General features: G+C 59.5%; 20 protein-coding genes. 12 read left to right on the top strand and 8 right to left on the bottom strand.

Annotated elements, in window-relative coordinates; genetic code table 11:
- Nucleotides 1-10: 10 nt before the first annotated feature.
- Nucleotides 11-1,042, bottom strand: a complete 1,032-nt coding sequence (locus tag ACX3YD_RS15090) for a histone deacetylase family protein (RefSeq protein WP_458960444.1) — start codon at nt 1,040-1,042, stop codon at nt 11-13.
- Nucleotides 1,043-1,240: 198 nt separating this feature from the next.
- The gene (locus ACX3YD_RS15085; protein ID WP_047535230.1) at nt 1,241-2,239 is read right to left on the bottom strand and encodes an AraC family transcriptional regulator; all 999 of its coding nucleotides are present in this window, start codon (nt 2,237-2,239) and stop codon (nt 1,241-1,243) included.
- A gap of 217 nt (nt 2,240-2,456) precedes the next feature.
- Here ACX3YD_RS15085 and ACX3YD_RS15080 point away from each other — a divergent pair, with 217 nt between their 5' ends.
- Nucleotides 2,457-5,867, top strand: a complete 3,411-nt coding sequence (locus tag ACX3YD_RS15080; RefSeq protein ID WP_458960443.1) for a dermonecrotic toxin domain-containing protein — start codon at nt 2,457-2,459, stop codon at nt 5,865-5,867.
- 76 nt (nt 5,868-5,943) lie between these two features.
- On the opposite strand, the gene ACX3YD_RS15075 is transcribed toward ACX3YD_RS15080, so the two are convergent.
- The 3 genes from ACX3YD_RS15075 to aspA form a co-directional block, all read right to left on the bottom strand.
- Complete coding sequence (locus tag ACX3YD_RS15075) at nt 5,944-6,948, bottom strand: asparaginase (RefSeq protein WP_458960442.1); 1,005 nt, start codon at nt 6,946-6,948, stop codon at nt 5,944-5,946.
- 106 nt (nt 6,949-7,054) lie between these two features.
- Nucleotides 7,055-8,503 (bottom strand): alanine/glycine:cation symporter family protein, encoded by a 1,449-nt coding sequence (locus ACX3YD_RS15070; protein WP_047535227.1) that lies wholly within the window; start codon nt 8,501-8,503, stop codon nt 7,055-7,057.
- Nucleotides 8,504-8,772: 269 nt separating this feature from the next.
- Nucleotides 8,773-10,197, bottom strand: a complete 1,425-nt coding sequence (aspA, locus tag ACX3YD_RS15065; protein ID WP_047535225.1) for an aspartate ammonia-lyase — start codon at nt 10,195-10,197, stop codon at nt 8,773-8,775.
- Nucleotides 10,198-10,377: 180 nt separating this feature from the next.
- Here aspA and ACX3YD_RS15060 point away from each other — a divergent pair, with 180 nt between their 5' ends.
- On the top strand, nt 10,378-11,289 hold the full coding sequence (locus ACX3YD_RS15060) for a LysR substrate-binding domain-containing protein (RefSeq protein ID WP_103402963.1): 912 nt from the start codon (nt 10,378-10,380) through the stop codon (nt 11,287-11,289).
- Between the two features lie 50 nt (nt 11,290-11,339).
- Here ACX3YD_RS15060 and ACX3YD_RS15055 read toward each other — a convergent pair whose 3' ends face one another.
- A complete protein-coding gene (locus ACX3YD_RS15055; protein ID WP_458960441.1) occupies nt 11,340-11,933 on the bottom strand; it encodes a reprolysin-like metallopeptidase in 594 nt (197 codons plus the stop codon).
- Between the two features lie 402 nt (nt 11,934-12,335).
- Here ACX3YD_RS15055 and purE point away from each other — a divergent pair, with 402 nt between their 5' ends.
- The 4 genes from purE to ACX3YD_RS15035 all read left to right on the top strand — a co-directional run bounded on the left by purE (nt 12,336) and on the right by ACX3YD_RS15035 (nt 14,899).
- Complete coding sequence (purE, locus tag ACX3YD_RS15050) at nt 12,336-12,827, top strand: 5-(carboxyamino)imidazole ribonucleotide mutase (RefSeq protein ID WP_017341565.1); 492 nt, start codon at nt 12,336-12,338, stop codon at nt 12,825-12,827.
- An 11-nt stretch (nt 12,828-12,838) separates the two neighbouring features.
- A complete protein-coding gene (locus ACX3YD_RS15045) occupies nt 12,839-13,921 on the top strand; it encodes a 5-(carboxyamino)imidazole ribonucleotide synthase (RefSeq protein WP_047535216.1) in 1,083 nt (360 codons plus the stop codon).
- A gap of 107 nt (nt 13,922-14,028) precedes the next feature.
- The gene (locus tag ACX3YD_RS15040) at nt 14,029-14,274 is read left to right on the top strand and encodes a GlsB/YeaQ/YmgE family stress response membrane protein (RefSeq protein WP_103402960.1); all 246 of its coding nucleotides are present in this window, start codon (nt 14,029-14,031) and stop codon (nt 14,272-14,274) included.
- Between the two features lie 88 nt (nt 14,275-14,362).
- Nucleotides 14,363-14,899, top strand: a complete 537-nt coding sequence (locus tag ACX3YD_RS15035; RefSeq protein ID WP_103403008.1) for a DUF3299 domain-containing protein — start codon at nt 14,363-14,365, stop codon at nt 14,897-14,899.
- A gap of 63 nt (nt 14,900-14,962) precedes the next feature.
- Here the strand turns inward: ACX3YD_RS15035 and ACX3YD_RS15030 are convergent, their stop codons facing one another.
- On the bottom strand, nt 14,963-15,862 hold the full coding sequence (locus ACX3YD_RS15030) for a D-hexose-6-phosphate mutarotase (RefSeq protein ID WP_458960440.1): 900 nt from the start codon (nt 15,860-15,862) through the stop codon (nt 14,963-14,965).
- A gap of 73 nt (nt 15,863-15,935) precedes the next feature.
- Nucleotides 15,936-16,340: an acyl-CoA thioesterase gene (locus ACX3YD_RS15025; RefSeq protein ID WP_047535207.1), complete on the bottom strand. Its 405-nt coding sequence runs from the start codon at nt 16,338-16,340 to the stop codon at nt 15,936-15,938.
- A 363-nt stretch (nt 16,341-16,703) separates the two neighbouring features.
- On the opposite strand from ACX3YD_RS15025, the gene ACX3YD_RS15020 reads away from it, so the two are divergent.
- The 6 genes from ACX3YD_RS15020 (at nt 16,704) to phoU (ending at nt 25,195) form a co-directional block, all read left to right on the top strand.
- Complete coding sequence (locus ACX3YD_RS15020; RefSeq protein ID WP_458960439.1) at nt 16,704-18,002, top strand: MFS transporter; 1,299 nt, start codon at nt 16,704-16,706, stop codon at nt 18,000-18,002.
- Nucleotides 18,003-18,233: 231 nt separating this feature from the next.
- Entirely contained in the window at nt 18,234-19,235 is a 1,002-nt protein-coding gene (locus tag ACX3YD_RS15015) for a phosphate ABC transporter substrate-binding protein PstS (RefSeq protein ID WP_090466337.1), read from the top strand.
- 163 nt (nt 19,236-19,398) lie between these two features.
- On the top strand, nt 19,399-21,681 hold the full coding sequence (locus tag ACX3YD_RS15010) for an ABC transporter permease subunit (protein WP_458960438.1): 2,283 nt from the start codon (nt 19,399-19,401) through the stop codon (nt 21,679-21,681).
- 15 nt (nt 21,682-21,696) lie between these two features.
- On the top strand, nt 21,697-23,367 hold the full coding sequence (pstA, locus tag ACX3YD_RS15005; RefSeq protein ID WP_458960437.1) for a phosphate ABC transporter permease PstA: 1,671 nt from the start codon (nt 21,697-21,699) through the stop codon (nt 23,365-23,367).
- Between the two features lie 114 nt (nt 23,368-23,481).
- On the top strand, nt 23,482-24,315 hold the full coding sequence (gene pstB, locus ACX3YD_RS15000) for a phosphate ABC transporter ATP-binding protein PstB (RefSeq protein ID WP_047535196.1): 834 nt from the start codon (nt 23,482-23,484) through the stop codon (nt 24,313-24,315).
- A 118-nt stretch (nt 24,316-24,433) separates the two neighbouring features.
- Nucleotides 24,434-25,195 (top strand): phosphate signaling complex protein PhoU, encoded by a 762-nt coding sequence (gene phoU, locus ACX3YD_RS14995; protein WP_047535192.1) that lies wholly within the window; start codon nt 24,434-24,436, stop codon nt 25,193-25,195.
- Nucleotides 25,196-25,348: the final 153 nt, after the last annotated feature.

The raw sequence follows: 25,348 nt of genomic DNA, 5'->3' as shown, positions 1-25,348 counted from the left end.
TTTTAATTCCTCACTGAGCGCTTTCAAAACCTTCAAGGACGTTCACCGCGTTGATGCCGATTTCCTCGACCGCGTAACCGCCCTCCATCACGAACAGCGTTGGTTTGCCCAGGGCTGCGATGCGCTTGCCCATGGCCAGGTAATCCGGGCTGTCGAGCTTGAATTGCGAGATTGGATCGTCCTTGAACGTATCAACGCCCAGGGACACGACAACGATGTCCGCGCCGTAACTTTCGATCTCTTTGCAGGCTTGTTCCAGCGCCGCGCTCCAGGTGTCCCAGCCGCTGCCGGCGGGCAACGGGTAGTTGAAATTGAAGCCCTCACCGGCGCCTTCACCCAACTCATCTTCATAACCGAGGAAGAACGGGAACTCGGCTTCCGGGTGGCCGTGGATCGAGGTGAACAGCACGTCGTTGCGTTCATAGAAAATCGATTGGGTGCCGTTGCCGTGGTGGTAGTCCACGTCGAGGATCGCGACCTTTTTGTGACCCTGGTCGAGGAAGGCCTGGGCGGCGATGGCCGCGTTGTTGAGGTAGCAATAACCCCCCATCAAGTCGCCGGCAGCGTGGTGTCCTGGTGGACGGCACAAGGCAAAGGCACTGCGCGCGCCAGCCTGGATTTCCGCCTGGGCGGTCAATGCCACTTGCGCTGCGCTGTACGCGGCTTGCCAGGTTCCGGCAGTGATCGGCGCACCGCCGTCGAAGCTGTAGTAACCGAGCTGGCCGTGCAGGCTGGTCGGTTTGATTTGGCGCAGGGTGCGGGCCGGCCAGGTGTAGGGCAGCAGGTCGCCGTCGGTGTTGAATTCGGTCCAGCGCGCCCAGGCGCCTTTGAAGAAATCGAGGTAGTCGCGGCTGTGTATGCGCTCGATGGGGCCGAGGCCGAAATCCTTGGGCGCTTCTACCGCGCCGAGGTTCTGGTTTTGCACCCGGGCCAACACGTGGTCGGCGCGCGAAGGCATTTCGAAGCAGGGCTTGAGTTGCCCATCTATCAATTCACAACGGCCGTGGTGCAGATGGTGATCGTTCGAGTAGATCGTCAGCATTTCTTGTTCTCCGCAGGCTGATTCGGTTGAACACAGTCTTGCGGCATGGACGATTTTGGAAAACGGCAGGAAAGGCCAAAAGGGGATCAATATGGCCAAAAAATCTGACCGAAATTCGCCCCTTTTTAATGCGCCAAGCCCTGGCATGGCGCGTGGAATTCAGACCCTGTGGAAGCGGGCTTGCCCGCGCCCCCAGGGTTATCCATGTGGGCGGAACTGGCTTGGCGCTACACCACTCCAGCGCACGAAGGCATGGCGAAAGCTCGCGGTCTCGCTGAAACCCAGGGCCTCGGCAATCTGATAGATCGGCAACTGATCCTCGCAGAGCATTTGCTTGGCCTGTTCGAAGCGCAATTCATCGAGCAATTCCTGATAGCTGCAGCCCAGGTCCTTGAGATGCCGACGCAGGGTTCTCGCCGAGCAGTTCATCTGCTCCGCCAAGCCCTCCAGCCCAGGCGCCGCATTCAGTTGCGCGCTCAGCAATTGGCGGATTCGCCCCAGCCACGCCTGGCGTCCGGTGAACTCGGTATTCTGCTTGCGGCAACGTTCGGCCATGGCTTGATGGGTAATCACGTCGGCCAAGGGCAAGGGTTGATCGAGCCAGTGCTTGTCGAAGGCGAAGGCGTTGTCCCGTGCCCCGAAATGCAGCGGGCAGTTGAAGTGTTCGGCATAGGTCGCTTCGTAGTCGGGTGCGGCATGTTCGAAGCGAGCGGCGAGCAGTGGCAGCGGATGACCGAGCAGGTCGTCGCAGATGACCTTCAGCGAGACCAGGCAGAACTCGGCGTTGAACACCGCCATCGCCGGGCTCTCGCGATAGTCGGCGGCGACGAACCAGACACGCTCGCCATCTTCCTCCAGGCTCAGTTCGAAAAGTGTTCCCAGCAGCGCCGGATAACGCATCGCCAGACGCAAAGCGTCACCGAAGGTGGCACTGGTGAGCAGTGCATAACCGAGAATGCCGTAGCAGGACACGTGCATCCGCCGGCCCAATTCCAGGCCGATGTCACGCTTGAGTGCGACAGCGTTGGCACAGACTTGCATCTCTTGATTGGTGGTGATGCGCGTGTCGGCGCGGTTCAGATCCGCCGCACTGATGCCGCTGCCGGCCAATAGCGCCTCACTGGACAAGCCTTCAGCCTTGAAGGTGTTGAGGATCAGCGAGACGGCATTGAGGGTCGTGAGATGAGAGTGGAGCATGGCGACTTCCAGTCTTGATTTGCTGGAATGGGAGCAAGTTGTGTGCCGGGCCCGGAGTCATGGGGGGCGGCACGCCCGGTGAAGCCAACGGTTACAGAAGCTATACGTGGATACCGCCTTCCGTGTCTGCAAGGTTATTACCTTGGTCATGACGGTCACACGCCCGAGCGTTGGCTGTCGTGACGACATTTCATGTACCCAGGGATGGACTTTAATCATGACCTCTTCAGACACGACCTCAACCGATACCCGCCTGCTGCGTCCCCTGCGGCCGGATGCTGAGGTGGCTTCACAGGCCTTGAGCATTTTGCACCTGTTTGCCAATCGCCCCACCTTGCGAGAAACGGCCCGAAGGACCTTGCAACAAGTCCTGGATGACCTGTTTCCCAGCCTCGATATCAAGGTTGCAAGCGCTGTCGTACTCGAACCTCGGTGGAATGAAACCCCGGGAGGGTCAAGCTTTGCGGGTTATCTAAGCTACGGACTGACGGATCTGTTGCTCGAAAGTTACTGGAAGGGTAGTTGCAGGGTTTTCAGTGACAAGAGCTTTCTCTCACGCTACTCCAACGTAGAAACGCCTCCAGCCATTAACGTTGAATTGAGCGAAATCAGCGAGGTGCTCGATGAATGGGGGCCGCAGTTGCTGCAGTGCTATCAACAAGAGCTGGTCGACTTCTGGAGCCAATCGAGCGGGAACGACGCCGCTCTCTGGCAACGACTGCGCGATCTGTTCCGAGAGCAACTGCGGATAGCCTCCCAAGCACTTGCCGGTGAAGCACGGCTGGCGGTACAGGGTGTGCTTGATTACCCCGTTAACACCCAGCGCGAAAGGGTCCAGGGCGATGCGGCGACCCAGGCTGCCGTGACATTCGTGTATGAGGACGTCAGCACCGCCACTGCGGATGATGTGCTGGTCCTGTCGATGACCCGCAATGTGGGCGGGCGAACCATTGCGCTACTGTTCACATTGTCCGGCGGAATCGAAGTATTCAGCTCCGAGGAAGCCATGACGCGATCCTGGTTTGGTGTGCGCCGTGCGGGACCCCTGTCGCTAAGAAACTACTGGCCTGAACATGACATTTTCGACGCGCTGACCCTGAGTCTTCTCGAGCGTCAGCTGCAGGTTATTGCGGCGATCAAGCCCGAAGTGTTCGCCGACTTGCCGACGCTCGAACGACGGCTGGAGCAGGTCAGTAGTCCCTCGACGCTACTGGGTGCCTTTCGTTCAGGTCATGAAACCCGGTTGTCGACCCTGGAAGACTTGTTGCCATCATGGCTAAAGCAAGCCAGTCCGGCGGATCGCGTTGCTTACAGCAAATTGCTGGCCTCGCAGGCGGACCAGAGTCGAACCGGTACTTCATTCCTGTCGGACATCGCGCCCATTCATGAGTATGCCGAGCAGGCATTGAAGGCGCTGATGGTCGCAGACGATCCGACCCGAAAGCTTATCAATGTGCGCGATATCGAGGTGACGCAGCGGCGGTTGGAGAACACGGCGTTCGAAATCATTGATCCGCCATTTCCCGAGCCTCGCTACCAGACAACCCGCTCGGCATTTTCGCAACTGGCCGTGAAAAATATCGGCGCGTTGCCTCTGGTTCCATCGCAGATCCATTATCGCAACGGCGAACCACCGGCGTGGCTGACCTATGACTATCTGAGGGACCTGACTACTCGCGCTGACATCGGCCAGCGTTATCCCGACCTGTTGCAGCGCAAATTGCTGGGCGACTCCGATGAGTCCCAAAAGCGACGAAAACAATTTCGCGCAAGCATGAGCATTCAACTGCCGTTGTTGGCACTGGAACTGAAAATCCGCAAGCGCTTGTCCGATCCGGCTTATCGACAGGTTGTCGCCGCCCTGCAAACGGCCGCGGTCGATCGTCAGGTCGAGGGACATGCCATGGTGGTCCGACCGCTGGGATTCCAGGCTGGAGCCGACTCCAGAACGGACTACGTCTTGAACATGTTTGTGATCGGCCCGCAGGAGCTTGGACGCGGGCCACACATTCTCTACCGACCTGCTTCGGACGAACCAATGCTCGAGTTTGTCTCGTGGGCAGATTTGTTGAGCGCCATTCAGGAGGATGAGTCATTGCAGCGCAGCGTGCTTGCCGGGCTGGCACCCTCGATTCGCCACATCTATGCCAACGGCGGCTTCGTGGAGCCCCATGTAGGAGGGGTCATTCTCGGTGAGTTCGACGTGCTCCAGTTGCAACGCGTCTCGCTCGCCAGCGCGGTCTCAGTGGACGTGTTCAGCGCGCTGTACCGGGCTTGCGCCCAGGCACTGATCGAGCAGGCCAAAGGTGATTCCGTATCGAACTCTGAGGCCCGCTGGGATCAACTCAAGGACTTCGGGTGGGTATTGTTCAACCTGTTACAACCATTGTTGGACGGCCCATTGGCTACTATCGGCCTTTTGGTCCAACTCACCAAAAGCATTGAAGGGCTTGTTCAACGCGAAAATGCCGAGAATCGATTGGAAGCAGCGGCAGATGTGTTGATGAACCTGGCCTTGATACTGGTGCACTCGGGTTCGCCCGTGCCTGCGATTGCGCGCACCGAAGCGTCTGGCGTTGTCGGCGAAACCGCGCTCGATCTGCGCATCCTGCTCGACAATAAAATTGACAGGCGGCCTGTCGGCCCTTTCGGGGGAGAGCCGAAGCTTTCTTTTGGCTGGAACAGTGCGCGAGGCCAGTTGTCAGCTCCACAGCTGGCCAATCTCAAGTCTTTCAGGCTTTCGGCGCCGCTGCGCGGAGATTCGTTGGTCAAATCCGGCGAGTTTCGCGGGCTATATAAGCAAGGCGGCAACTTGTATGCCTGCGTCGAAGATGACTGGTTTCGGGTGTCGCCTACATTGGATGGGGTTGTGATCACCGATCTGACGAGGGCGTCGCGCAGGGGCCCTTGGTTGAAAAGCGATGAGCAGGGTCGCTGGAGTTTCGATTTCCGACTACGGCTGCTGGGAGGCATGCCGCTTAGTGTTCGGGCCACAAGGAAGCTTGGAAAACTGGAGAAAAATGCGCGAGATCTATTGGCCGGATACGACAGGCAGGTGGCTGAGGCCGGGCGCATGGCCAAATCCGATCGTCCGCCGGCCGATATAGAAAGTCTCATCATGAACCAGGCTGACCCGTTTGACGCTGCCGCCAACAACATCGAGGCGTTGACCCGGTCGGCGGGTGAAGTGTCATTAGAGCCAGTCGTCGGTCAATTGAGGGATAGAGCCACGCGCCTTCGGAAGCTGGCACAGCAAACACGCATCGAAATGTACAAGTCGCGGAACCCGACCGCGGGGGCGGTGGAGTATCTGTTGGAGGCAGAAGAGATAAGCATCCGCAAGGTCGGCGGGCGAACCGACAGCTCTGGGGGTAAAGGCACTGACTTTTTGCAGGAATACGAGATCCGCGACACCGACAACAATGTGCTGTGGTATGCCCATTTTCACTACCCGACAAAAGAGGCTGCTACAGATTCCTTTGCCAAGGCGCATTTGAAAACGGTCGCGCAGCGCCGACTGGGCCTGAATTTTCAGAAGGATCAACAGGCGGCTGGCCACGCAGTGACCAGCATATGGCGTGGCGACATTAGCCGAACGACGGCCAGGCAGGTGTTTTTCCATCAATAGACTGAAGTGACAGGGCAAGCCTTCCTGACGGCGACGGACAGGAAGGCTTGCTAAGTTGCAACCGGCCCTGTTTGCCTCAGGCCAGCTCGCCACAGAGGTCGAGTTCTACAAGTTGTCGGACTTCGCTCGTTTCCAGCCCCGCCCCCAACAACCCGTGCAACTTGCCGAACGCCGCTTCACGGGTCATGCCGCCGCCGGACAACACGCCGACCCCGCGCAAGCGACTGCCGGCCTCGTATACATCCAGCTCGACGCCACCTTCATGGCACTGCGTGACCGCCACTACCACCACGCCTTTGTCCCGCGCTCGCCCCAGGCTGGCGAGGAACCCCGGATTGTCGCTGGGCCCGGTTCCACTGCCATAGCACTCCAGCACCAGGCCTTGAATGCCGCTGGCGAGCAAGCCGTCCAGTACCTCGGCGCCGATGCCGGGGAACAGTGGCAGTACCGCGACGTTCGCCAATTGCCTGGGTTGGTTGTAGTTCAACTGCGGCGCAATCGAAGGCGCTTTCACGCCGCCGCCCTGACGTTCCAGGCGCTTGAAGGGATGGCGGCCAAAACTGCGTACTTTCGCGCAGCGGGTCGGTGCCAACAGCTCGCCATGGAAGTACAGGTGCACACCCGGTGCCAGGCCTTGGCCCAAGGCAACCAGCGCGCCGCTGAGGTTTTCCCAGGCATCGCTATCAGTGACGCCGGCCGGCAGCATGGAGCCGGTGAAGCACACGCGGGCCTGCAGGCCGAGCAACTGGAAGCTCATCGCCGCAGCGCTGTAGGCCAGGGTGTCGGTGCCATGCAGGATCAGCACGCTGTCGCAGCCTTGCACGTCAACGGCATCGACCACGGCTTCACGCAGTTGCTGCCAGTAGGCCGGGGTCATGTTGGCGCTGTCGATCAGCGGCGACATCTCGCGAAAGCGCCACTGCGGCACGACCAGTTCCGGTTGGCTGTGCAGGTACTCGCGCATGCGCGCTTCGAAACCGGAGGCCGGGGCCAGACCATGGGCGCTGGCTTGCATGCCGATGGTGCCGCCGGTGTAGAGCACCATGACGTGCTGGGCGGCAGGGTAGTTCGAGGAATTCATGGGGAGTCTCCGGAAGGAAGAGTGCCTGTGGAAGTGAGCTTGCTCGCTTCCACAGTTTTTCGAACTTTAACTGACGGGCGCGGAGTATGCGCCCGTCATCTACCCGTCAGCGTTGCGCTGCAGGTACGCCATGCGGTTCGGCTTGGGCCTTGGTGGCGGCTGGCGGATTGGCCGGCCACGCCTGGCGATCCAGGTCCAAGTCCGGGAACTTGGCGGAATCGAACACCGGCGTCTTGATCCCGGCGGCGCGCTGGTCGTCGTAGTCACGCAGGATGCGCATGCCGACCTTGAACAGCAGGAACAGCGCGATCAGGTTGACGAACGCGAGCAGGGTCATGGTGATGTCGGCGAAGGCGAACACGGTGCCGAGGTTCTCGATGGCGCCCCAGAAAATCAACACCAGCACCAGCGCACGGTAGCCCATCAGCGCCTTGCGGTTTTCGCCGATCAGGAAGCGCAGGTTGCTCTCGCCCAGGTAGTAGTTGTAGAGGATCGAGGTGAACACGAACAACGCCAGCGCCACGGAAATGAACATCCGGCCCCAGTCACCGACCACGGCGGCCAGTGAGTTTTGGGTCAGGGCGATGCCATCGCCTTCGAAGCCCGGGGTGTAGAAGCCCGAGAGCAGGATCAGCAACGCCGTGCAGGTGCAGATCACGAAGGTGTCGAGGAACACGCTGAAGGCTTGCACCACACCTTGCGCTACCGGGTGCTCGACCGAAGCCACTGCGGCCACGTTGGGCGCGCTGCCCAGCCCCGCTTCGTTGGCGAACACGCCACGCTTCACGCCCATGACGATGGCGCTGCCGATCAGGCCGCCGAAGGCCTGGTCCAGACCAAAGGCGCTTTTGACGATGGTCATCAGCATGGCTGGAACGTGATCGAACTGCAGCACGATCACGTAGAGGGTCACGCCGATGTACACCAGGGTTTTCACCGGCACCAGCAGGTCGGCGACCTTGGCGATGCGCTTGATTCCGCCAATGAACACCAGGCCCAGCAGCACGGCCAGGCCGATGCCGGTGTAGGTCGTGTCCAGACCGAAGGCATTGTTCAGTGAGTGGGTCACGGCGTGGGCTTGCAGGCCGTTGAAGGCGAAGCCGAACGTCACCAGCAGCAGGAATGCCATGAGCATGCCGAGCCCGCGTTTTTGCAGGCCATGCTGGATGTAGTAGGACGGGCCGCCCCGGTAGGTGCCGTCGGCATCGGCGCGTTTGTAGAGCTGGCCAAGGGAGCATTCAAAGAAGCTGCTGGACATGCCGACCAGCGCGGTCACCCACATCCAGAACACCGCGCCTGGTCCGCCAAGGGTCACGGCGATGCCGACACCGGCGATGTTGCCTGCACCGACGCGGCCGGCAAGGCTGAGCATCAGGGCCTGGAACGAGCTGAGTTGCCCGGCGCTGCTTTTAAGGCTGTCGCGGAACACGGCGAACATGTGGAAGAAGTGACGCAATTGAACGAAACGCGAGCGGATCGTGAAATAGCTACCGAGCCCGACAATGAGCACGATCAGTACTTTCCCTGAGAGGAAGTCGTTAATGACTTCGAGCATGGATTTTTCCTCGCTGTTTTTTGTTTAGGCAAATGCTGGCCGGACGGACACATTGCGTTACACCCGTTGGCGCTCGGCACAACAGGCGGGTCGATGTTCGTCCCGGTTTCATATCGCGGGTTTGTTGTTAGGTCGGGTTTCGCAGGGGTTGAGGTTTTGCTTCTGTCGCGGATAAAAAAAGGGCCTGGAGAATGATCTCCAAGCCCTCAAAAGGTGAGAGGTGTCTAGTCCCTCGACCTGGTGAGCGGTGCTACAGGTAACGCGTCGGATCAGGCCTTAAGCGGAACCAGACGCGGAGCAATCATGTTTTCCGGGCGCAGGATGTCGGCGAGCATGGCGTCGTCGAGCAAGCCTTCTTCGCGCACCAGTTCCAGCACGCCGCGACCGCTTTCGAGTGCGATACGGGCGATGCGGGTGGCGTTTTCATAGCCGATGTACGGGTTCAGTGCGGTGACCAGGCCGATCGAGTGTTCGACCAGTTCACGGCAGCGCTCTTCGTTGGCGGTGATGCCGACGATGCAGTGCTCGCGCAGCATGTCCATGGCGCGTTGCAGCAGGCGGATCGAGTCGAAGATCTTGAACGCGATCAGCGGCTCCATCACGTTCAGTTGCAGCTGGCCGCCTTCGGCCGCGATGGTCAGCGCCAGGTCGTTACCGATGATCTGGAACGCGACTTGGTTAACGGCTTCCGGGATAACCGGGTTGACCTTGCCTGGCATGATCGAGCTGCCCGGCTGACGCGCTGGCAGGTTGATTTCGTTGATGCCGGTGCGTGGACCGCTGGACAGCAGGCGCAAGTCGTTGCAGATCTTCGACAGCTTGACTGCGGTACGCTTGAGCATGCCGGAGAACAGCACGAACGCGCCCATGTCGGAAGTGGCTTCGATCAGGTCGGCTGCCGGTACCAGCGGATGACCGCTGATGGTTGCCAGGCGCTGAACGGCCAGGTGCTGGTAGCGCGGGTCGGCGTTGATGCCGGTGCCGATCGCGGTGCCGCCCAGGTTCACTTCGGTCAGCAGTTCAGGTGCCAGCGTTTTCAGGCGTGCCAGGTCTTCGCCCAGGGTCGTGGCGAAAGCACGGAATTCCTGGCCGAGGGTCATCGGCACGGCGTCTTGCAGCTGGGTACGGCCCATCTTCAGGACGTGGTTGAATTCTGCACCTTTGGCGGCAAACGACTGAATCAGGCTGTCGAGGCTGGCCAGCAGCGCATCGTGACCCAACAGCAGACCCAGGCGGATAGCCGTCGGGTAAGCGTCGTTGGTCGACTGCGCCATGTTCACGTCGTTGTTCGGGTGCAGGTACTGATATTCGCCTTTCTGGTGACCCATGGCCTCCAGTGCGATGTTGGCGATCACTTCGTTGGCGTTCATGTTGGTCGAAGTGCCAGCGCCGCCTTGAATCATGTCTACCACGAACTCTTCGTGGAAATCGCCGCGGATCAAACGTGCACAGGCTTCGCTGATGGCCGCGTGCTTGGCTTCACTGAGGTGACCCAATTCACGGTTGGCGTCAGCGGCGGCTTGTTTGACCATGGCCAGGCCGACAACCAGCTTCGGGTAGTGCGAGATCGGAACGCCGGAGAGACGGAAGTTGTTCACCGCTCGCAGGGTCTGGATGCCGTAATACGCTTGAGCCGGTACTTCGAGTACGCCAAGCAGGTCTTTTTCTGTGCGGAAAGATGCAGCGGAGGACATGATAGAAATCATCTCGATATGGACCCGGTCTGTGCCGGAACACTGCAAATGCTAGGCTTGTGGAGAAATTTGGGCCAATGCTGTTAAACACTGGCTTATGCACATTCGGCATAATGCCGGTGTGACGCCGTGTGTGCGGCGAGCGTGTGACCTAAATTGGTGCGTGTCCGGGAGGACGTGATGAATCTGGAAAGCAAATGGCTGGAGGACTTCAGTGCTCTGGCTGCCACCCGCAGCTTCTCCCAGGCGGCGGAACGGCGTTTCGTGACCCAGCCGGCGTTCAGTCGGCGGATCCGCAGCCTGGAAGCCGCGCTGGGCCTGACGCTGGTCAACCGCTCGCGCACGCCGGTGGAGCTGACGGCGGCGGGGCAGTTGTTCCTCGTCACCGCACGGACCGTGGTCGAGCAACTCGGTGAGGTGTTGCGTCATTTGCATCATCTGGAAGGCGGGCAGGGTGAAGTGATGCAGGTCGCTGCCGCTCACTCGCTGGCGCTGGGGTTCTTTCCGCGCTGGATCGCCCAGCTGCGCAACGAAGGCCTGAACATCGCCACACGATTGGTGGCAACCAACGTTGGCGATGCGGTGCATGCCTTGCGGGAAGGTGGCTGCGACCTGATGCTCGCGTTCTACGACCCGGATGCGGCCATGCAGATGGACCCGGAAATCTTCCCTTCGCTACACCTGGGCCATACCGAGATGCTCCCGGTTTGCGCGGCGGATGCAGAGGGCAAGCCGCTGTTCGATCTGGAAGGTGAGGGCAGTGTGCCTTTGCTGGCCTACAGCGCCGGTGCGTTTCTCGGTCGCTCGGTGAACATGCTGTTACGTCAGCGAGCGCTGCGTTTCACCACCATCTACGAAACCGCCATGGCCGACAGCCTCAAAAGCATGGCGCTGGAGGGACTGGGCATCGCCTGGGTGCCGCAACTGAGTGTGCGCGCCGAACTGGCGCGCGGTGAACTGGTGGTCTGCGGCGGCCCGCAATGGCATGTGCCACTGGAAATTCGCCTGTATCGCTGCGCGCTGGTGCGCAAGGCGAATGTGCGGTTGTTGTGGCGCAAGCTGGAGGGTGGGGCGGCGAGTGGTAATAGCTGAGTCGTTAAATGTGGCCGCGTTGAAGCTGTCCATTTCGACTGGATTCAACTTCATGCCTTGCTATTCAGATACCTTTTTATGTTCTCCCGATTGGCCGGGCTGTAAGCATAACAAATGGATTTCATGGGGTCCCTTTCGGGCGTCATATAAGTTTCGCACCACCAGCCGTTGTACTGGACTTCCGAATTTTCATGTGTCGCACCCAGCAAGTGCCCAATTTCATGGCCCACCGTTATGTAGCTGGTCAGTGAGGCGATTGCAAAGTTCCCGGTTTGAAAGGGGGGGCGAATGAGTGCGACGCCAGCAGCTTGTTCATTTAGATAATCATGGGTAAGCAGAACTACCAAGGGCGGCTTTTCAAAGATGTGACCTTGCTCTTCCAGTTTTTTTATGTACCTGTAGCCATGGTTTTCCCATTTTGCTAGCGTTCTCAATGTATCGCTACCCCTGTAGTCAAAGTTGCTATAAGGGGCGCCTTTGCCAAAAATGACATGGAATTTTCGACCGGTGAAACTTTCCAGTTCCGTTATAAATGGACGAAAGTGATCATCGTAAATCGTTTTCCGTGCGGTGGCAGCTACATCGTCGTGAATGATGGCGATAATGATGATGGGTTTTTTCTTTTGCTCAATGGTGTTCGTCATTATTAAGTCCTTTTAATAATAGGTTGTTTCGGCTGTGTGTTTGTTGATCGTGGAGTTGGTTAATTTATGTCTGTTACTCTGGGGTTGCGAATAAATCTATGTTTCTTTCAATTTCATAGTGTCTATTTTTTGCAAATTAGTTGCTGCTGAAGTTGGTGTTTTTATCTATATGAGCCGTGCATCTGGAATAGCCGTGCCGGCTGACTTTAAAGTCAGTAAATATTCATGCCGCCTCAGATGACAGATGGTCGCAAGAGGGGCTGTTTATCTGGCGTATTGCGGTATACTGCGCGGCCTTCGGCCGGTTCGCCCGGCCATAATTCGTACAATCAAGCCACGCATTTTGCGTGGCTTGTTGTTTTTTGATGCGCCTGCGGGCGCCCAGAGAGAAGAGGCACGACGATGAGTGCATTGGTTGGCGTGATCATGGGCTCCAAGTCCGATTGGTCCACCCTTAGCCACACCGCCGATATGCTGGAAAAGCTCGGCATCCCCTACGAGGTGAAAGTGGTCTCTGCCCACCGCACCCCGGACCTGCTGTTCCAGTACGCTGAAGAAGCCGAGGCGCGTGGCATCGAGGTGATCATCGCCGGTGCCGGTGGCGCGGCCCACTTGCCTGGCATGTGTGCGGCCAAGACCCACCTGCCGGTGCTGGGCGTGCCGGTGCAGTCGTCGATGCTCTCGGGTGTCGATTCGCTGCTCTCTATTGTGCAGATGCCTGCGGGCATTCCGGTCGCCACCCTGGCCATCGGCAAGGCTGGCGCGATCAACGCCGCGCTGCTGTCGGCGAGTATCCTGGGCGCCAAGCACCCGCAGTTCCACGCGGTGTTGAAAACCTTCCGTGCTGAGCAGACAGACAGCGTCCTGGAAAATCCAGACCCACGCATCGCCTGAGGTTGTTGACGATGAAGATCGGTGTAATCGGTGGCGGCCAGTTGGGCCGCATGTTGGCGCTGGCGGGCACTCCGCTGGGCATGAACTTCGCTTTTCTGGACCCGGCGCCGGACGCCTGCGCTGCGGCATTGGGTGAACACCTGCGCGCCGACTACGGTGACCAGGATCACCTGCGTCAGTTGGCCGATGAAGTCGATCTGGTGACCTTTGAATTCGAGAGCGTCCCGGCCGAAACCGTGGCGTTCCTGTCGCAATTCGTTCCGGTTTATCCGAGTGCCGAAGCCTTGCGCATTGCCCGCGATCGCTGGTTCGAGAAGAGCATGTTCAAGGACCTGGGGATTCCAACCCCGGCGTTTGCCGACATTCAGTCGCAAGCCGATCTCGACGCCGCTGTGGCCTCCATCGGTCTGCCGGCCGTGCTCAAGACCCGCACCCTCGGTTACGACGGCAAGGGCCAGAAAGTCCTGCGCACCCCTGAAGATGTGGTCGGCACGTTTGCCGAGCTGGGCAACGTCGCCTGCCTGCTGGAAGGCTTCGTGCCGTTCACCGGTGAAGTCTCGTTGATCGCCGTGCGTGCCCGAGACGGTGAGACCCGCTTCTACCCGCTGGTGCACAACACCCACGACAGCGGCATCCTCAAGCTGTCCGTGGCCAGCACCGATCATCCGCTGCAAGCCCTGGCCGAAGACTATTCCAGCCGTGTGCTCAAGCAACTGGATTACGTGGGGGTGATGGCGTTCGAGTTCTTTGAAGTCGACGGTGGCCTCAAGGCCAACGAAATCGCCCCGCGCGTACACAACTCCGGGCACTGGACCACCGAAGGCGCCGAGTGCAGCCAGTTCGAAAACCACCTGCGCGCCGTGGCCGGCCTGCCGTTGGGATCGACGGCCAAGGTCGGTGAGAGCGCCATGCTCAACTTCATCGGCAAGGTGCCCGAGACCGAGAAAGTCCTGGCCATCGCCGATTGCCATCTGCACCACTATGGCAAGGCCTTCAAGGTCGGGCGCAAGGTCGGTCACGCCAACCTGCGTTGTGCGGACCGCGAGACGCTGGCCGCGCAGATCCTCAAGGTCGAAGCGCTCATTGCCGAATAGTTTCATGTGGCAGCGGCGGAACCATTCAGGGGCCGCCGTTCTCTCATGGCAGGATGCCAAAGTCTGACTAGGCTTTGGCATAGCCACTTCATTCAGAGGGAAATGCCATGGGAATTATCGGAACCATCTTTATCGGCTTGATCGTCGGCCTGCTGGCACGGTTCCTGAAACCGGGCGATGACAGCATGGGCTGGATCATGACCATCCTGCTCGGTATTGGCGGTTCGCTGGCAGCTACATATGGCGGCCAGGCATTGGGCATTTACCAGGCCGGGCAAGGTGCAGGTTTCATTGGTGCGCTGGTCGGCGCCATTGTGTTGCTGGTGGTCTACGGCCTGATCAAAAAGAACTGATTCGTGCGACGAAGTCCTCTCGGCCGCGCAACCCGAGAGGGCTAAAATGCCCGGCGAATTACTGTCCTTCCTTTTACCGAGCACCTTCATGCGCCGTCTATTGTTGACACTTCTTTTCCTGGGAACGGGCCTTGCCCACGCCGGCGAACTGCCGGAAACCGACTGGCTCGAACTGATGCCCAAGTCGGACCAGAAAGCCCTCGAGGCCATGCCTGAAATCGACCACAACTCCCCCGAGGCCAATGGCACCTTTACCGAAAAGGGTGGCATGAAGCAGAGCAAAGGCTTGCCGGCGGTGATGTATTCGACCAAAACCGTTGCGTCGATGAACGACAAGAACATTCGTATCGGTGGTTATCCGGTGCCGTTGGAGACCGACGCGAAAGGACGCAGCACGCTGTTTTTCCTGGTGCCGTACCCGGGTGCCTGCATCCACGTGCCGCCACCACCACCGAATCAACTGGTGCTGGTGCGTTATCCGCAAGGTTTGAAACTCAACGACATCTACACACCGCTGTGGGTGACCGGCACGCTGAAGATCGAGAAGGTCAGCAATGACCTGGCCGATGCGGCGTATGCACTGGATGCGGCGAAGGTGCGGGTGGTGAAAGAGTCGGATCTGTAACGGCAACACTAAACCACTGTGGGAGCGAGCTTGCTCGCTCCCACAGTGTTTTTGTAGTGCGGCTTAGAGCGGCTTGCTGGCGATGCTGACGCCCAGGGTATGGCTTGCACCCGGCGCCAGCGAAACCACATCACCCATCACATTCGCGGTCTCGATGCATAACATGCGCTGCCAGCCATCGTTGGCCATGTCGCTGAACGCGGCGGCGCGCTCGATCCATGGGTTCCAGATCACTGCGGAGCGTGAACCACTGCTGGTCAGCGCAATGCGGCGCTCCCAGGCTGGATCGACGATGCTCAGCGTCGCCGGGGTATTCAGGTAGATGCGATCGGTCTCGCCGGTAAAGCGCAAGTCGCCGGACTGAGTGACGGTTTTCCAGTCGTCCAGCGTCTCGATGTAATCCAGGCCATCCAGCCCTTCGACATGCACGTTGCGCACATCGCTAACGGCGAAATAGCTGTGTAGCGCCTGGCTGATGGTGACGTTTTCAGCGCCCTGGTTGTGGCTGGTCAGGTGGATATGCAACTGTTCATCCAGACGAATGCTCAGCGTCAAGTCCACCTGATGCGGCCAGCCCGGCAGACCGCCTTCGGGGTAGGGCAGGAGGAATTCGATCTTGAGGCTATCGCCCTCTGCTTCTATGCCGCCCAGTTCCCAGTCCATCGCTCGCACCAGGCCGTGAGCTGCGGCCGGTTCGTGGCTGACGCGCATCGACTGAACGCTCTGTGGGTTGCGCGCCAGGTTGCCGAACCACGGCCAGCAAACCGGTACGCCGGCACGAATGCTCTTGCCCGTCTTGAACACCGCCTCGTCGTTGAGCCAGATCAACGGTGGCTGGCCGGCCAGTTGATAACTGAGGATCTGCGCACCTTGCTGGGCGACCAGCAATTCGGCCTGGCCGTGGCGGATGCGCCAGCAGTTCAGTTCATCCAGTTTCACGGCTTCAACGTTGGGCGTGTTCATGGGGCAGCTCTCGATCGGGAACAATGACGACTACAGACTGCAAAAAGATCGCCGGGTTTAACAAAGCGTTTTATTAACGAGCTCTGGGCGGAACCGAACGGGTGCGGCCGCTGCCATCGATGGCGACGAACACGAACACCGCTTCAGTGACTTTACGCCATTCGCTGGACAGCGGATCGTCGCTCCAGACCTCGACCATCATCTTGATCGAGCTACGGCCGATTTCCAGTGCCTGCGTATAGAAGGAGAGCTGAGCGCCCACCGCCACCGGTACCAGGAACGCCATACGGTCGATCGCCACCGTGGCCACGCGCCCACCGGCAACCTTGCTGGCCATAGCGGTGCCAGCCAAGTCCATTTGCGAAACCAGCCAGCCGCCGAAAATATCGCCAAAGCCGTTGGTTTCGCGAGGAAGGGCGGTGATTTGCAGGGCCAGGTCGCCTTGCGGGATCGGATCTTCTTGTTCGAGCTCTATCATGCCGGGGGGCCTCTGACCCGTGACTCTTCGTTGGTATTGCTGGTGGTAGCCGTCTTCGCGAAAAACGATCCAAGCACCGAACATACTACGTTCGTCACGTTTTTCTTAAGGCGCCTAAAGGGAAACTCTGCGAAATCGCCTATGAACCTGACAGGCGTTTTCGCACAGCAACCCTTTCGAACTGCAGCGAGATTGCGAGTATATCGGTCGGTAGACTCCGAGACGACCGTCCGGTTCTCATTTTGACTGTCAAAAACGCGCCTCTATGTGCTTTTTCGAACAATTTGTTATGGTGCCGGTCCTGCCCGAGCCCTTGCCAGCGTTGTTGGGGCGGCAGATTTGACTATAAGAGAAGCCCTTGCCATGACCACAGCGCCCTCGAGTATCGCGCAGCCAAGCCAACCTGCACGTCCGCTGACCCGCAACGACTACAAGACCCTATCGCTGTCGGCCCTGGGCGGCGCGCTGGAATTCTACGACTTCATCATTTTCGTGTTCTTTGCCACGGTAGTGGGGAAACTGTTCTTCCCGGCGGACATGCCGGAGTGGCTGCGCTTGATGCAGACTTTCGGCATTTTTGCCGCCGGCTATCTGGCTCGACCACTGGGCGGCATCGTGATGGCGCACTTCGGCGATCTGCTGGGGCGCAAGAAGATGTTCACCCTGAGCATTTTCATGATGGCGGTGCCGACCCTGATCATGGGCCTGCTGCCGACCTATGCGCAGATCGGCATGTGGGCGCCTATCCTGTTGCTGCTGATGCGGGTGATCCAGGGCGCGGCCATCGGCGGCGAAGTGCCGGGCGCCTGGGTCTTCGTTTCCGAACACGTCCCGCAGCGGCACATTGGCTACGCCTGCGGCACCCTGACCAGCGGCCTGACGGCGGGCATCCTCCTGGGATCTCTGGTGGCGACGGCGATCAACAGCCTGTATACCCCGGTGGAAGTGGCGGATTACGCCTGGCGGATTCCATTCCTGCTCGGCGGTGTGTTTGGCCTGTTCTCGGTGTACCTGCGCCGCTGGTTGCACGAAACCCCGGTGTTCGCCGAACTGCAATTGCGCAAGGCCCTGGCCGAAGAAGTGCCGCTGCGTGCGGTGCTGCGTGACCATCGTGGTGCCATCGCGATTTCCATGCTGCTGACCTGGCTGCTGTCGGCCGGGATCGTGGTGTTGATTCTGATGACCCCGACCGTGTTGCAAACGGTCTATCACTTCTCGCCAACCACATCCCTGCAGGCCAACAGTGTGGCGATCGTGTTCCTGAGCATTGGCTGCATCGTTTCCGGCGCCCTGGCGGATCGCTTTGGCGCGGGTCGAGTATTCGTGTTCGGCTGCGCCGCCTTGCTGGTCAGCTCCTGGACCTTCTACCACAGCCTGGCCGACCATCCAGACTGGCTGTTCCCGCTGTATGCCCTGACCGGCCTGCTGGTCGGCACCATCGGTGCGGTGCCGTACGTCATGGTCAAGGCGTTCCCGCCTGTGGTGCGCTTCAGCGGCTTGTCCTTTTCCTACAACGTGGCCTACGCCATTTTCGGTGGCCTGACGCCAATGATCGTCAGTCTGTTGCTCAAGGAAAGCCCGATGGGGCCGGCCTATTATGTGGCGGTGCTGTGTGGCGTCGGGATTGTGGTGGGCGGTTATCTTTGGAAGAAAGGGCGCTGATCCCGCGGTTCTCTGTGGCTGTACCGGTCCTATCGCTAGCAGGCTAGCTCCCACATTGGATTGCATTTCAATGTGGGAGCTAGCCTGCTAGCGATTTGGGGCGCCCCGAATCACCCGGTAAAAACGCGATACTGGCCTTTCATCCAATTGTCATATTTCAGCCATAGAGTGTTCACACGGCCTGCTGATACTTGGCCCCGAATAACACACCCTATCTGCTAGGAGTAAGGCATGAAACTGAAGCGTTTGATGGCGGCAATGACTTTTGTCGCTGCTGGCGTTGCGACTGCCAACGCGGTTGCCGCTGTTGACCCGTCGATCCCGAGCTACACCAAGACCACTGGTGTGTCGGGCAACCTGTCCAGCGTCGGCTCCGATACCCTGGCCAACCTCATGACCCTGTGGGCTGAGAACTACAAAAAAGAATACCCGAACGTAAACATCCAGATTCAGGCCGCTGGCTCCGCCACCGCGCCACCTGCGCTGACTGAAGGCACCTCTAACCTGGGCCCGATGAGCCGCAAGATGAAGGACACCGAACTGGCTGCCTTCGAGCAGAAGTACGGCTACAAGCCAACCGCTATCCCGGTTGCCGTGGACGCCTTGGCGGTGTTCGTGCACAAGGACAACCCGATCCAGCACCTGACCATGGAACAAGTCGACGCGATCTTCTCGTCCACTCGTCTGTGCGGCGCCAAGACCGAAGTCAAAACCTGGGGTGACCTGGGCGTGACCGGCGACCTGGCCAACAAGCCGGTGCAACTGTTCGGTCGTAACTCGGTATCCGGCACCTACGGCTACTTCAAAGAAGAAGCCCTGTGCAAAGGCGACTACAAACCAAACGTCAACGAACAACCAGGTTCGGCTTCGGTCGTGCAGTCGATCAGCTCCTCGCTGAACGGCATCGGTTACTCGGGCATCGGTTACAAGACCGCCAGCGTGAAGACCGTGGCCCTGGCCAAGAAAGGCAGCACCGACTTCATTGAAGACAGCGAAGAAAACGCCCTGAACGGCAAATACCCGCTGTCCCGCTTCCTGTACGTATACGTCAACAAGGCCCCGAACAAGCCTCTGGCCCCGCTGGAAGCTGAATTCGTGAAGCTGGTTCTGTCGAAACAGGGTCAGGAAGTGGTCGTGAAAGACGGTTACATCCCACTGCCAGCCAAGGTTGCTGCAAAAGCACTGGCTGACCTGGGGCTGTCGGAAGGCGGCGCTGAAGTCGCAAAAAAGTAACAAATTGAATCCGGTGTGAACCTCACCGGATTCACATGGGGGCGGCAGGAGCTGCCCTCATACACCTCTAATTCTCTATCCACTGCCAGCCACCGCTGGCGGCGGATTTGTTGCGTCACTGCATTGTCATCTTTCTGTCATACAGGATCGCTAGGGTGTGCGCATGAATGATCTGGCCAATTCCAACATGACTACAAATCCCCCCAAGCGAATTGATTTCAATACGCCTGAGCTGCAACGCAAGCGCCGCATCCGCGCGCTCAAAGATCGCCTGACCCGCTGGTACGTCCTTGTGGGTGGCCTGGCCGTGCTGGGTGCGATCACGTTGATCTTTTTCTTCCTTGCCTACGTCGTCGCGCCCCTGTTCCAGGGTGCCAGCCTGACCGCCAAGGACGCCATCACGCCTGCCTGGATGCAAGACGCCGGCAAGCCGCTGATGATCTCCCTGGAAGAGCAGAACCAAGTGGCCATGCGGGTTTCCGACAAAGGCCAGGCCCTGTTCTTCGATATCGACAGTGGCGCTGAACTCAAGCGCGTCGATTTGCCTGTTCCGGCCGGCGTCACCGTGACCTCCATCGGAGAAGACCAGCCAGGTCACCCGTTGGTGGCCGTGGGCCTGTCCAACGGTCAGGCGCTGGTGTTCCGTCACACCTATAAAGTCAGCTACCCGCAAGGCAAGAAAACCATTTCGCCAGCGGTCGAGTACCCGTACGGCGAAGCACCTATCGTGGTGAACGAGGCGGGTGGTGCGCTTGAGCACGTCAGCCTCAACGCCAACGATTCGACCCTGATGCTGGTTGGCGCCACCGGTTCGCAACTCAATGTGTTGTCGCTCACCAGCGAAGAAAACATGATGACCGGCGAAATCACCAACGAGCAGAAGCGTATCGATCTGCCGCAAATGACTGAGCCGGTGAAAAACATCTTCGTCGATCCGCGTCAGCAGTGGCTGTACGTGGTCAACGGGCGTGCCCAGGCCGACGTATTCAGCCTGCGCGACAAGAGTCTCAACGGTCGCTACAAACTGCTTGAAGACGGTGAAGCCCAAGTTACTGCCAGCACTCAGCTGGTTGGCGGTATCTCGCTGATCGTCGGCGACTCCAAGGGTGGCCTGGCTCAATGGTTCATGGCACGCGACAAAGACGGCGAACAACGCCTCAAGCAGATCCGTACCTTCCAGATGGGCACCACGCCTATTGTTGAAATCACTGCCGAAGAACGCCGCAAGGGCTTTATCGCCCTCGACGCCTCCGGCAAGCTCGGCGTATTCCACAGTACGGCCCACCGCACCTTGCTGGTGGATCAAGTGGTCGAAGGCCAGGGCATTTTCGGCCTGTCGCCACGGGCCAACCGCGTGATCGTGGAAGCCGGCGGCAAGCTGCAACCGTTGCTGCTCGACAACCCGCACCCGGAAGTCTCGTGGAGCGCGCTGTGGAGCAAGGTCTGGTACGAGAACTACGACGAGCCTAAATACGTCTGGCAATCGACCGCCGCCAACACCGATTTCGAACCCAAGCTGAGCCTGTCGCCGCTGACCTTCGGTACCCTCAAGGCCGCGTTCTACGCGATGTTGCTGGCGGCTCCACTGGCCGTTGCCGCTGCGATCTACACCGCGTACTTCATGGCACCGGGCATGCGCCGCAAGGTCAAGCCAGTGATCGAACTGATGGAAGCGATGCCGACGGTGATCCTCGGTTTCTTCGCCGGTCTGTTCCTGGCGCCTTATGTAGAAGGGCACTTGCCGGGCATCTTCAGCCTGCTGATGCTCCTGCCGATCGGCATTCTGGTCGCCGGTTTCGTCTTCAGTCGCCTGCCTGAGTCCATTCGCCTGAAAGTGCCGGATGGCTGGGAAAGCGCGATCCTGATCCCGGTGATCCTCTTCGTTGGCTGGCTCTCGCTGTACATGAGCCCGTTCATGGAGAACTGGTTCTTCGGCGGCGACATGCGCATGTGGATCTCCCACGACCTGGGCATCACCTATGACCAGCGCAACGCACTGGTGGTCGGCCTGGCCATGGGCTTTGCGGTCATCCCGAACATCTACTCCATCGCCGAAGACGCCGTGTTCAGCGTACCGCGTGGCCTCACCCTCGGCTCCCTGGCCCTCGGTGCCACGCCGTGGCAGACCATGACGCGCGTGGTGATCCTCACCGCCAGCCCGGGCATCTTCTCGGCGCTGATGATCGGCATGGGCCGTGCGGTCGGGGAAACCATGATCGTGTTGATGGCCACCGGTAACACCCCGGTCATGGAAATGAACCTGTTCGAAGGCTTGCGCACCCTGGCCGCCAACGTCGCGGTGGAAATGCCCGAATCGGAAGTCGGTGGCAGCCACTACCGCGTGCTGTTCCTCTCGGCGCTGGTGTTGCTGTTGTTCACCTTCGTCATGAACACCCTCGCGGAACTGATTCGTCAGCGTCTGCGCAAGAAATACTCGTCGCTTTAAGAAAGGTAGAAGTCTGTGAAACAGAACTCCCTGAATGGATGGTTCAAGAGCGGCGCCCCCGGCGTCTGGATCAGCGGTGGCGCGGTGTCCATCGCGGTCATCATGACCATTGGCCTGCTGGCGGTGATCGCCGTGCGCGGCCTGGGTCACTTCTGGCCGGCGGATCTGATCCACGCCAACTACGACGTGCCGGGCCAGGCTAATCACCTGGTCATTGGCGAAGTGGTACAGAAGGAAGAAGTGCCCCGCGCACGTCTGAAGTCCGCTGGTTTGCCGGTGCCGGATCAAGGCCCGGAATTCATGACCCGCGAGCTGATCAAGGTCGGCAACCGCGACCTGAACGGCAACGACTTCACCTGGACCGTCGGCGAGTGGCTGACCAACCAGACGACGCCGCCGGAGCTGATGGCCATCGAGCGTCGTGAGTGGGGCAACTTCTACGGCTACCTGGTCAACGTCAAGCAGGACGGCAAGGTCATCGCTGAAGGCGAAGCCGCATGGCCTGAGCTGCAGGCCCGCGTGGATCGCGTCAACAAGCTGGCTGCGCAGCTCAAGAGTCTGGAAAAAACCGACATTGGCGCGATCAACGCCGGTCTCGAGCGCATCCGCTTGCACGGTCGCAAGCTGGAACTGGAAGGCAAACTCGACCCTGCCGCGCAAGCGGACATGGAATCGGAGCGCGCTGAACTGAACGCTCGCTACCAAGACGTCGAAGCACGTTTGGCCGATCTGCACGCGCAGTTCAACCGCGACAGCCTCACGGCCCGCGATGCCAACGGCAAGGAAGTGGAAATCGGCATCGGCAAAGTGGTTCACGCCTATCAGCCGAACGCCATGAGCACCCTGACCAAGATCGGCTTCTACTTCAGCAAGGTCTGGGAATTCCTGAGCGACGACCCGCGTGAAGCGAACACCGAAGGCGGGATTTTCCCGGCGATCTTCGGCACCGTGATGATGACACTGATCATGGCGATGATCGTCACCCCGTTCGGCGTGCTGGCGGCGGTGTACCTGCGTGAATACGCCAAGCAGAACACCCTGACCCGCGTGATCCGCATCGCGGTGAACAACCTGGCGGGCGTTCCGGCCATCGTGTACGGCGTGTTTGGTCTGGGCTTCTTCGTCTACGTACTGGGTGGCTCGGTCGACCGGTTGTTCTTCCCGGAAGCCTTGCCGGCACCGACCTTCGGTACGCCGGGCCTGCTCTGGGCTTCGCTGACCCTGGCACTGCTGGCGGTGCCGGTGGTGATCGTGGCCACTGAAGAAGGCCTGGCGCGGATTCCTCGCACCGTTCGCGAAGGCTCGTTGGCCCTCGGCGCGACCAAGGCTGAAACCTTGTGGAAGATCGTGCTGCCGATGGCCAGCCCGGCGATGATGACCGGCATGATCCTTGCCGTGGCACGCGCTGCCGGTGAGGTGGCGCCGCTGATGCTGGTGGGTGTGGTGAAGCTGGCGCCGTCACTGCCGGTGGACGGCAACTACCCGTACCTGCACCTGGACCAGAAGATCATGCACTTGGGCTTCCATATCTATGACGTCGGCTTCCAGAGCCCGAACGTCGAGGCCGCGCGGCCGCTGGTATACGCCACGGCGCTGCTGCTGGTCCTAGTGATCGCGACATTGAACCTGTCGGCCGTGTGGATCCGTAACCACCTGCGCGAAAAATACAAAGCGCTGGATAGCTGATAAATAAGCCACAAGCGGCAAGTTCCAAGCGGCAAGCTTTAGGCCGCAAGCCGCTTTTGCTCAAACTTGCAGCTTGCAGCCAGAAGCTTGCAGCTACGAACGGAGTGAGACCCCATGCAGCACGAAGCACATACTCACGGCATCAACATGTCGGCCCTGGGTCGCGACAAGCAGAGCCTGAATCTCGAGCAGGAAACCGTGGCCATCGAGGTACCGAGCCTGAGCCTGTTCTACGGTGAGAAACAAGCGCTGTACGACGTCAGCATGAACATCCCGAAACAGCGCGTGACCGCCTTCATCGGCCCGTCCGGCTGCGGCAAGTCCACATTGCTGCGTACGTTTAACCGCATGAACGATCTGGTGGACGGCTGCCGCGTCGAAGGCGCGATCAACCTGTACGGCAACAACATCTATCGCAAGGGCGAAGACGTGGCCGAGCTGCGTCGTCGCGTCGGCATGGTGTTCCAGAAGCCCAACCCGTTCCCGAAAACCATCTATGAAAACGTGGTCTACGGCCTGCGGATCCAGGGCATCAACAAGAAGCGCATCCTCGACGAAGCGGTCGAGTGGGCGTTGAAAGGCGCGGCCCTGTGGGATGAAGTCAAAGACCGTCTGCATGAATCGGCACTGGGCCTGTCCGGTGGTCAGCAGCAACGTCTGGTGATCGCCCGCACCATCGCCGTGGAACCGGAAGTGCTGCTGCTCGATGAACCGTGCTCGGCACTCGACCCGATCTCGACGCTGAAAGTCGAAGAGCTGATCTACGAACTGAAATCCAAATTCACCATCGTCATCGTGACCCACAACATGCAACAGGCCGCTCGGGTATCCGACTACACGGCGTTCATGTACATGGGCAAACTGGTGGAATTCGGCGACACCGACACCCTGTTCACCAATCCGGCGAAGAAGCAGACCGAAGACTACATCACCGGTCGTTACGGCTAGCCCTACAGCCGCAAGCGTCAAGCTGCAAGCGGCAAGAAAAGCGGTGCGATATCAGGACTTATACATAACTGCTTGAAGCTTGCAGCTTGAAGCTTGCAACTTTCGCGGAGCGAAACAGATGATTAGCAAAGAAGGCCTTACCCACCACATCTCCCAGCAGTTCAACGCCGAACTGGAGGAAGTGCGCAGCCACCTCCTGGCCATGGGCGGTCTGGTGGAAAAACAGGTCAACGACGCGGTCACCGCGCTGATCGAGGCCGATTCCGGCCTGGCCCAGCAGGTTCGCGAAATCGACGACCAGATCAATCAGATGGAACGCAACATCGACGAAGAATGCCTGCGCATTCTGGCCCGTCGTCAGCCAGCGGCGTCTGACCTGCGTCTGATCATCAGCATCTCCAAGTCGGTGATCGACCTGGAGCGCATCGGTGATGAAGCGACCAAGATCGCCCGTCGTGCCATCCAGTTGTGCGAAGAAGGCGAAGCGCCGCGCGGCTACGTCGAAGTGCGCCACATCGGCGACCAGGTCCGTAACATGGTTCGTGACGCATTGGACGCCTTTGCCCGTTTCGACGCCGATCTGGCGTTGTCCGTGGCGCAGTACGACAAAATCATCGACCGTGAATACAAGACCGCTCTGCGTGAGCTGGCGACCTACATGATGGAAGACCCGCGCTCTATCTCGCGCGTCTTGAGCATTATCTGGGTGCTGCGTTCGCTGGAGCGCATCGGCGACCACGCGCGCAATATTTCCGAGTTGGTGATTTACCTGGTGCGCGGCACTGACGTACGTCACCTTGGCCTCAAGCGCATGAAAGAAGAAGTTGAAGGAACCGCCGGCGAAACCGCTAATGTTCCGGGCAAACCTGACGATAAGTAAGATTGCCCAAGTAAAGCGCCCGGCCTTTTGGCCGGGCGTTTTTGTTTGCGGCTCTCGAATTCGAAAAGCAGCACCCGCGAACGAAAAGTCCCGGCGTGACTGAAGGTTTTGGCAATATGCCATCAGCAAAGCGGTATGCTTGCCGGGGTTTTT

The organism is Pseudomonas fluorescens group sp. PF-1 (genome assembly GCF_054481335.1).
The sequence above is the reverse complement of the archived record's forward strand: the minus strand, read 5'-3'. Positions and strand labels throughout refer to the sequence as shown.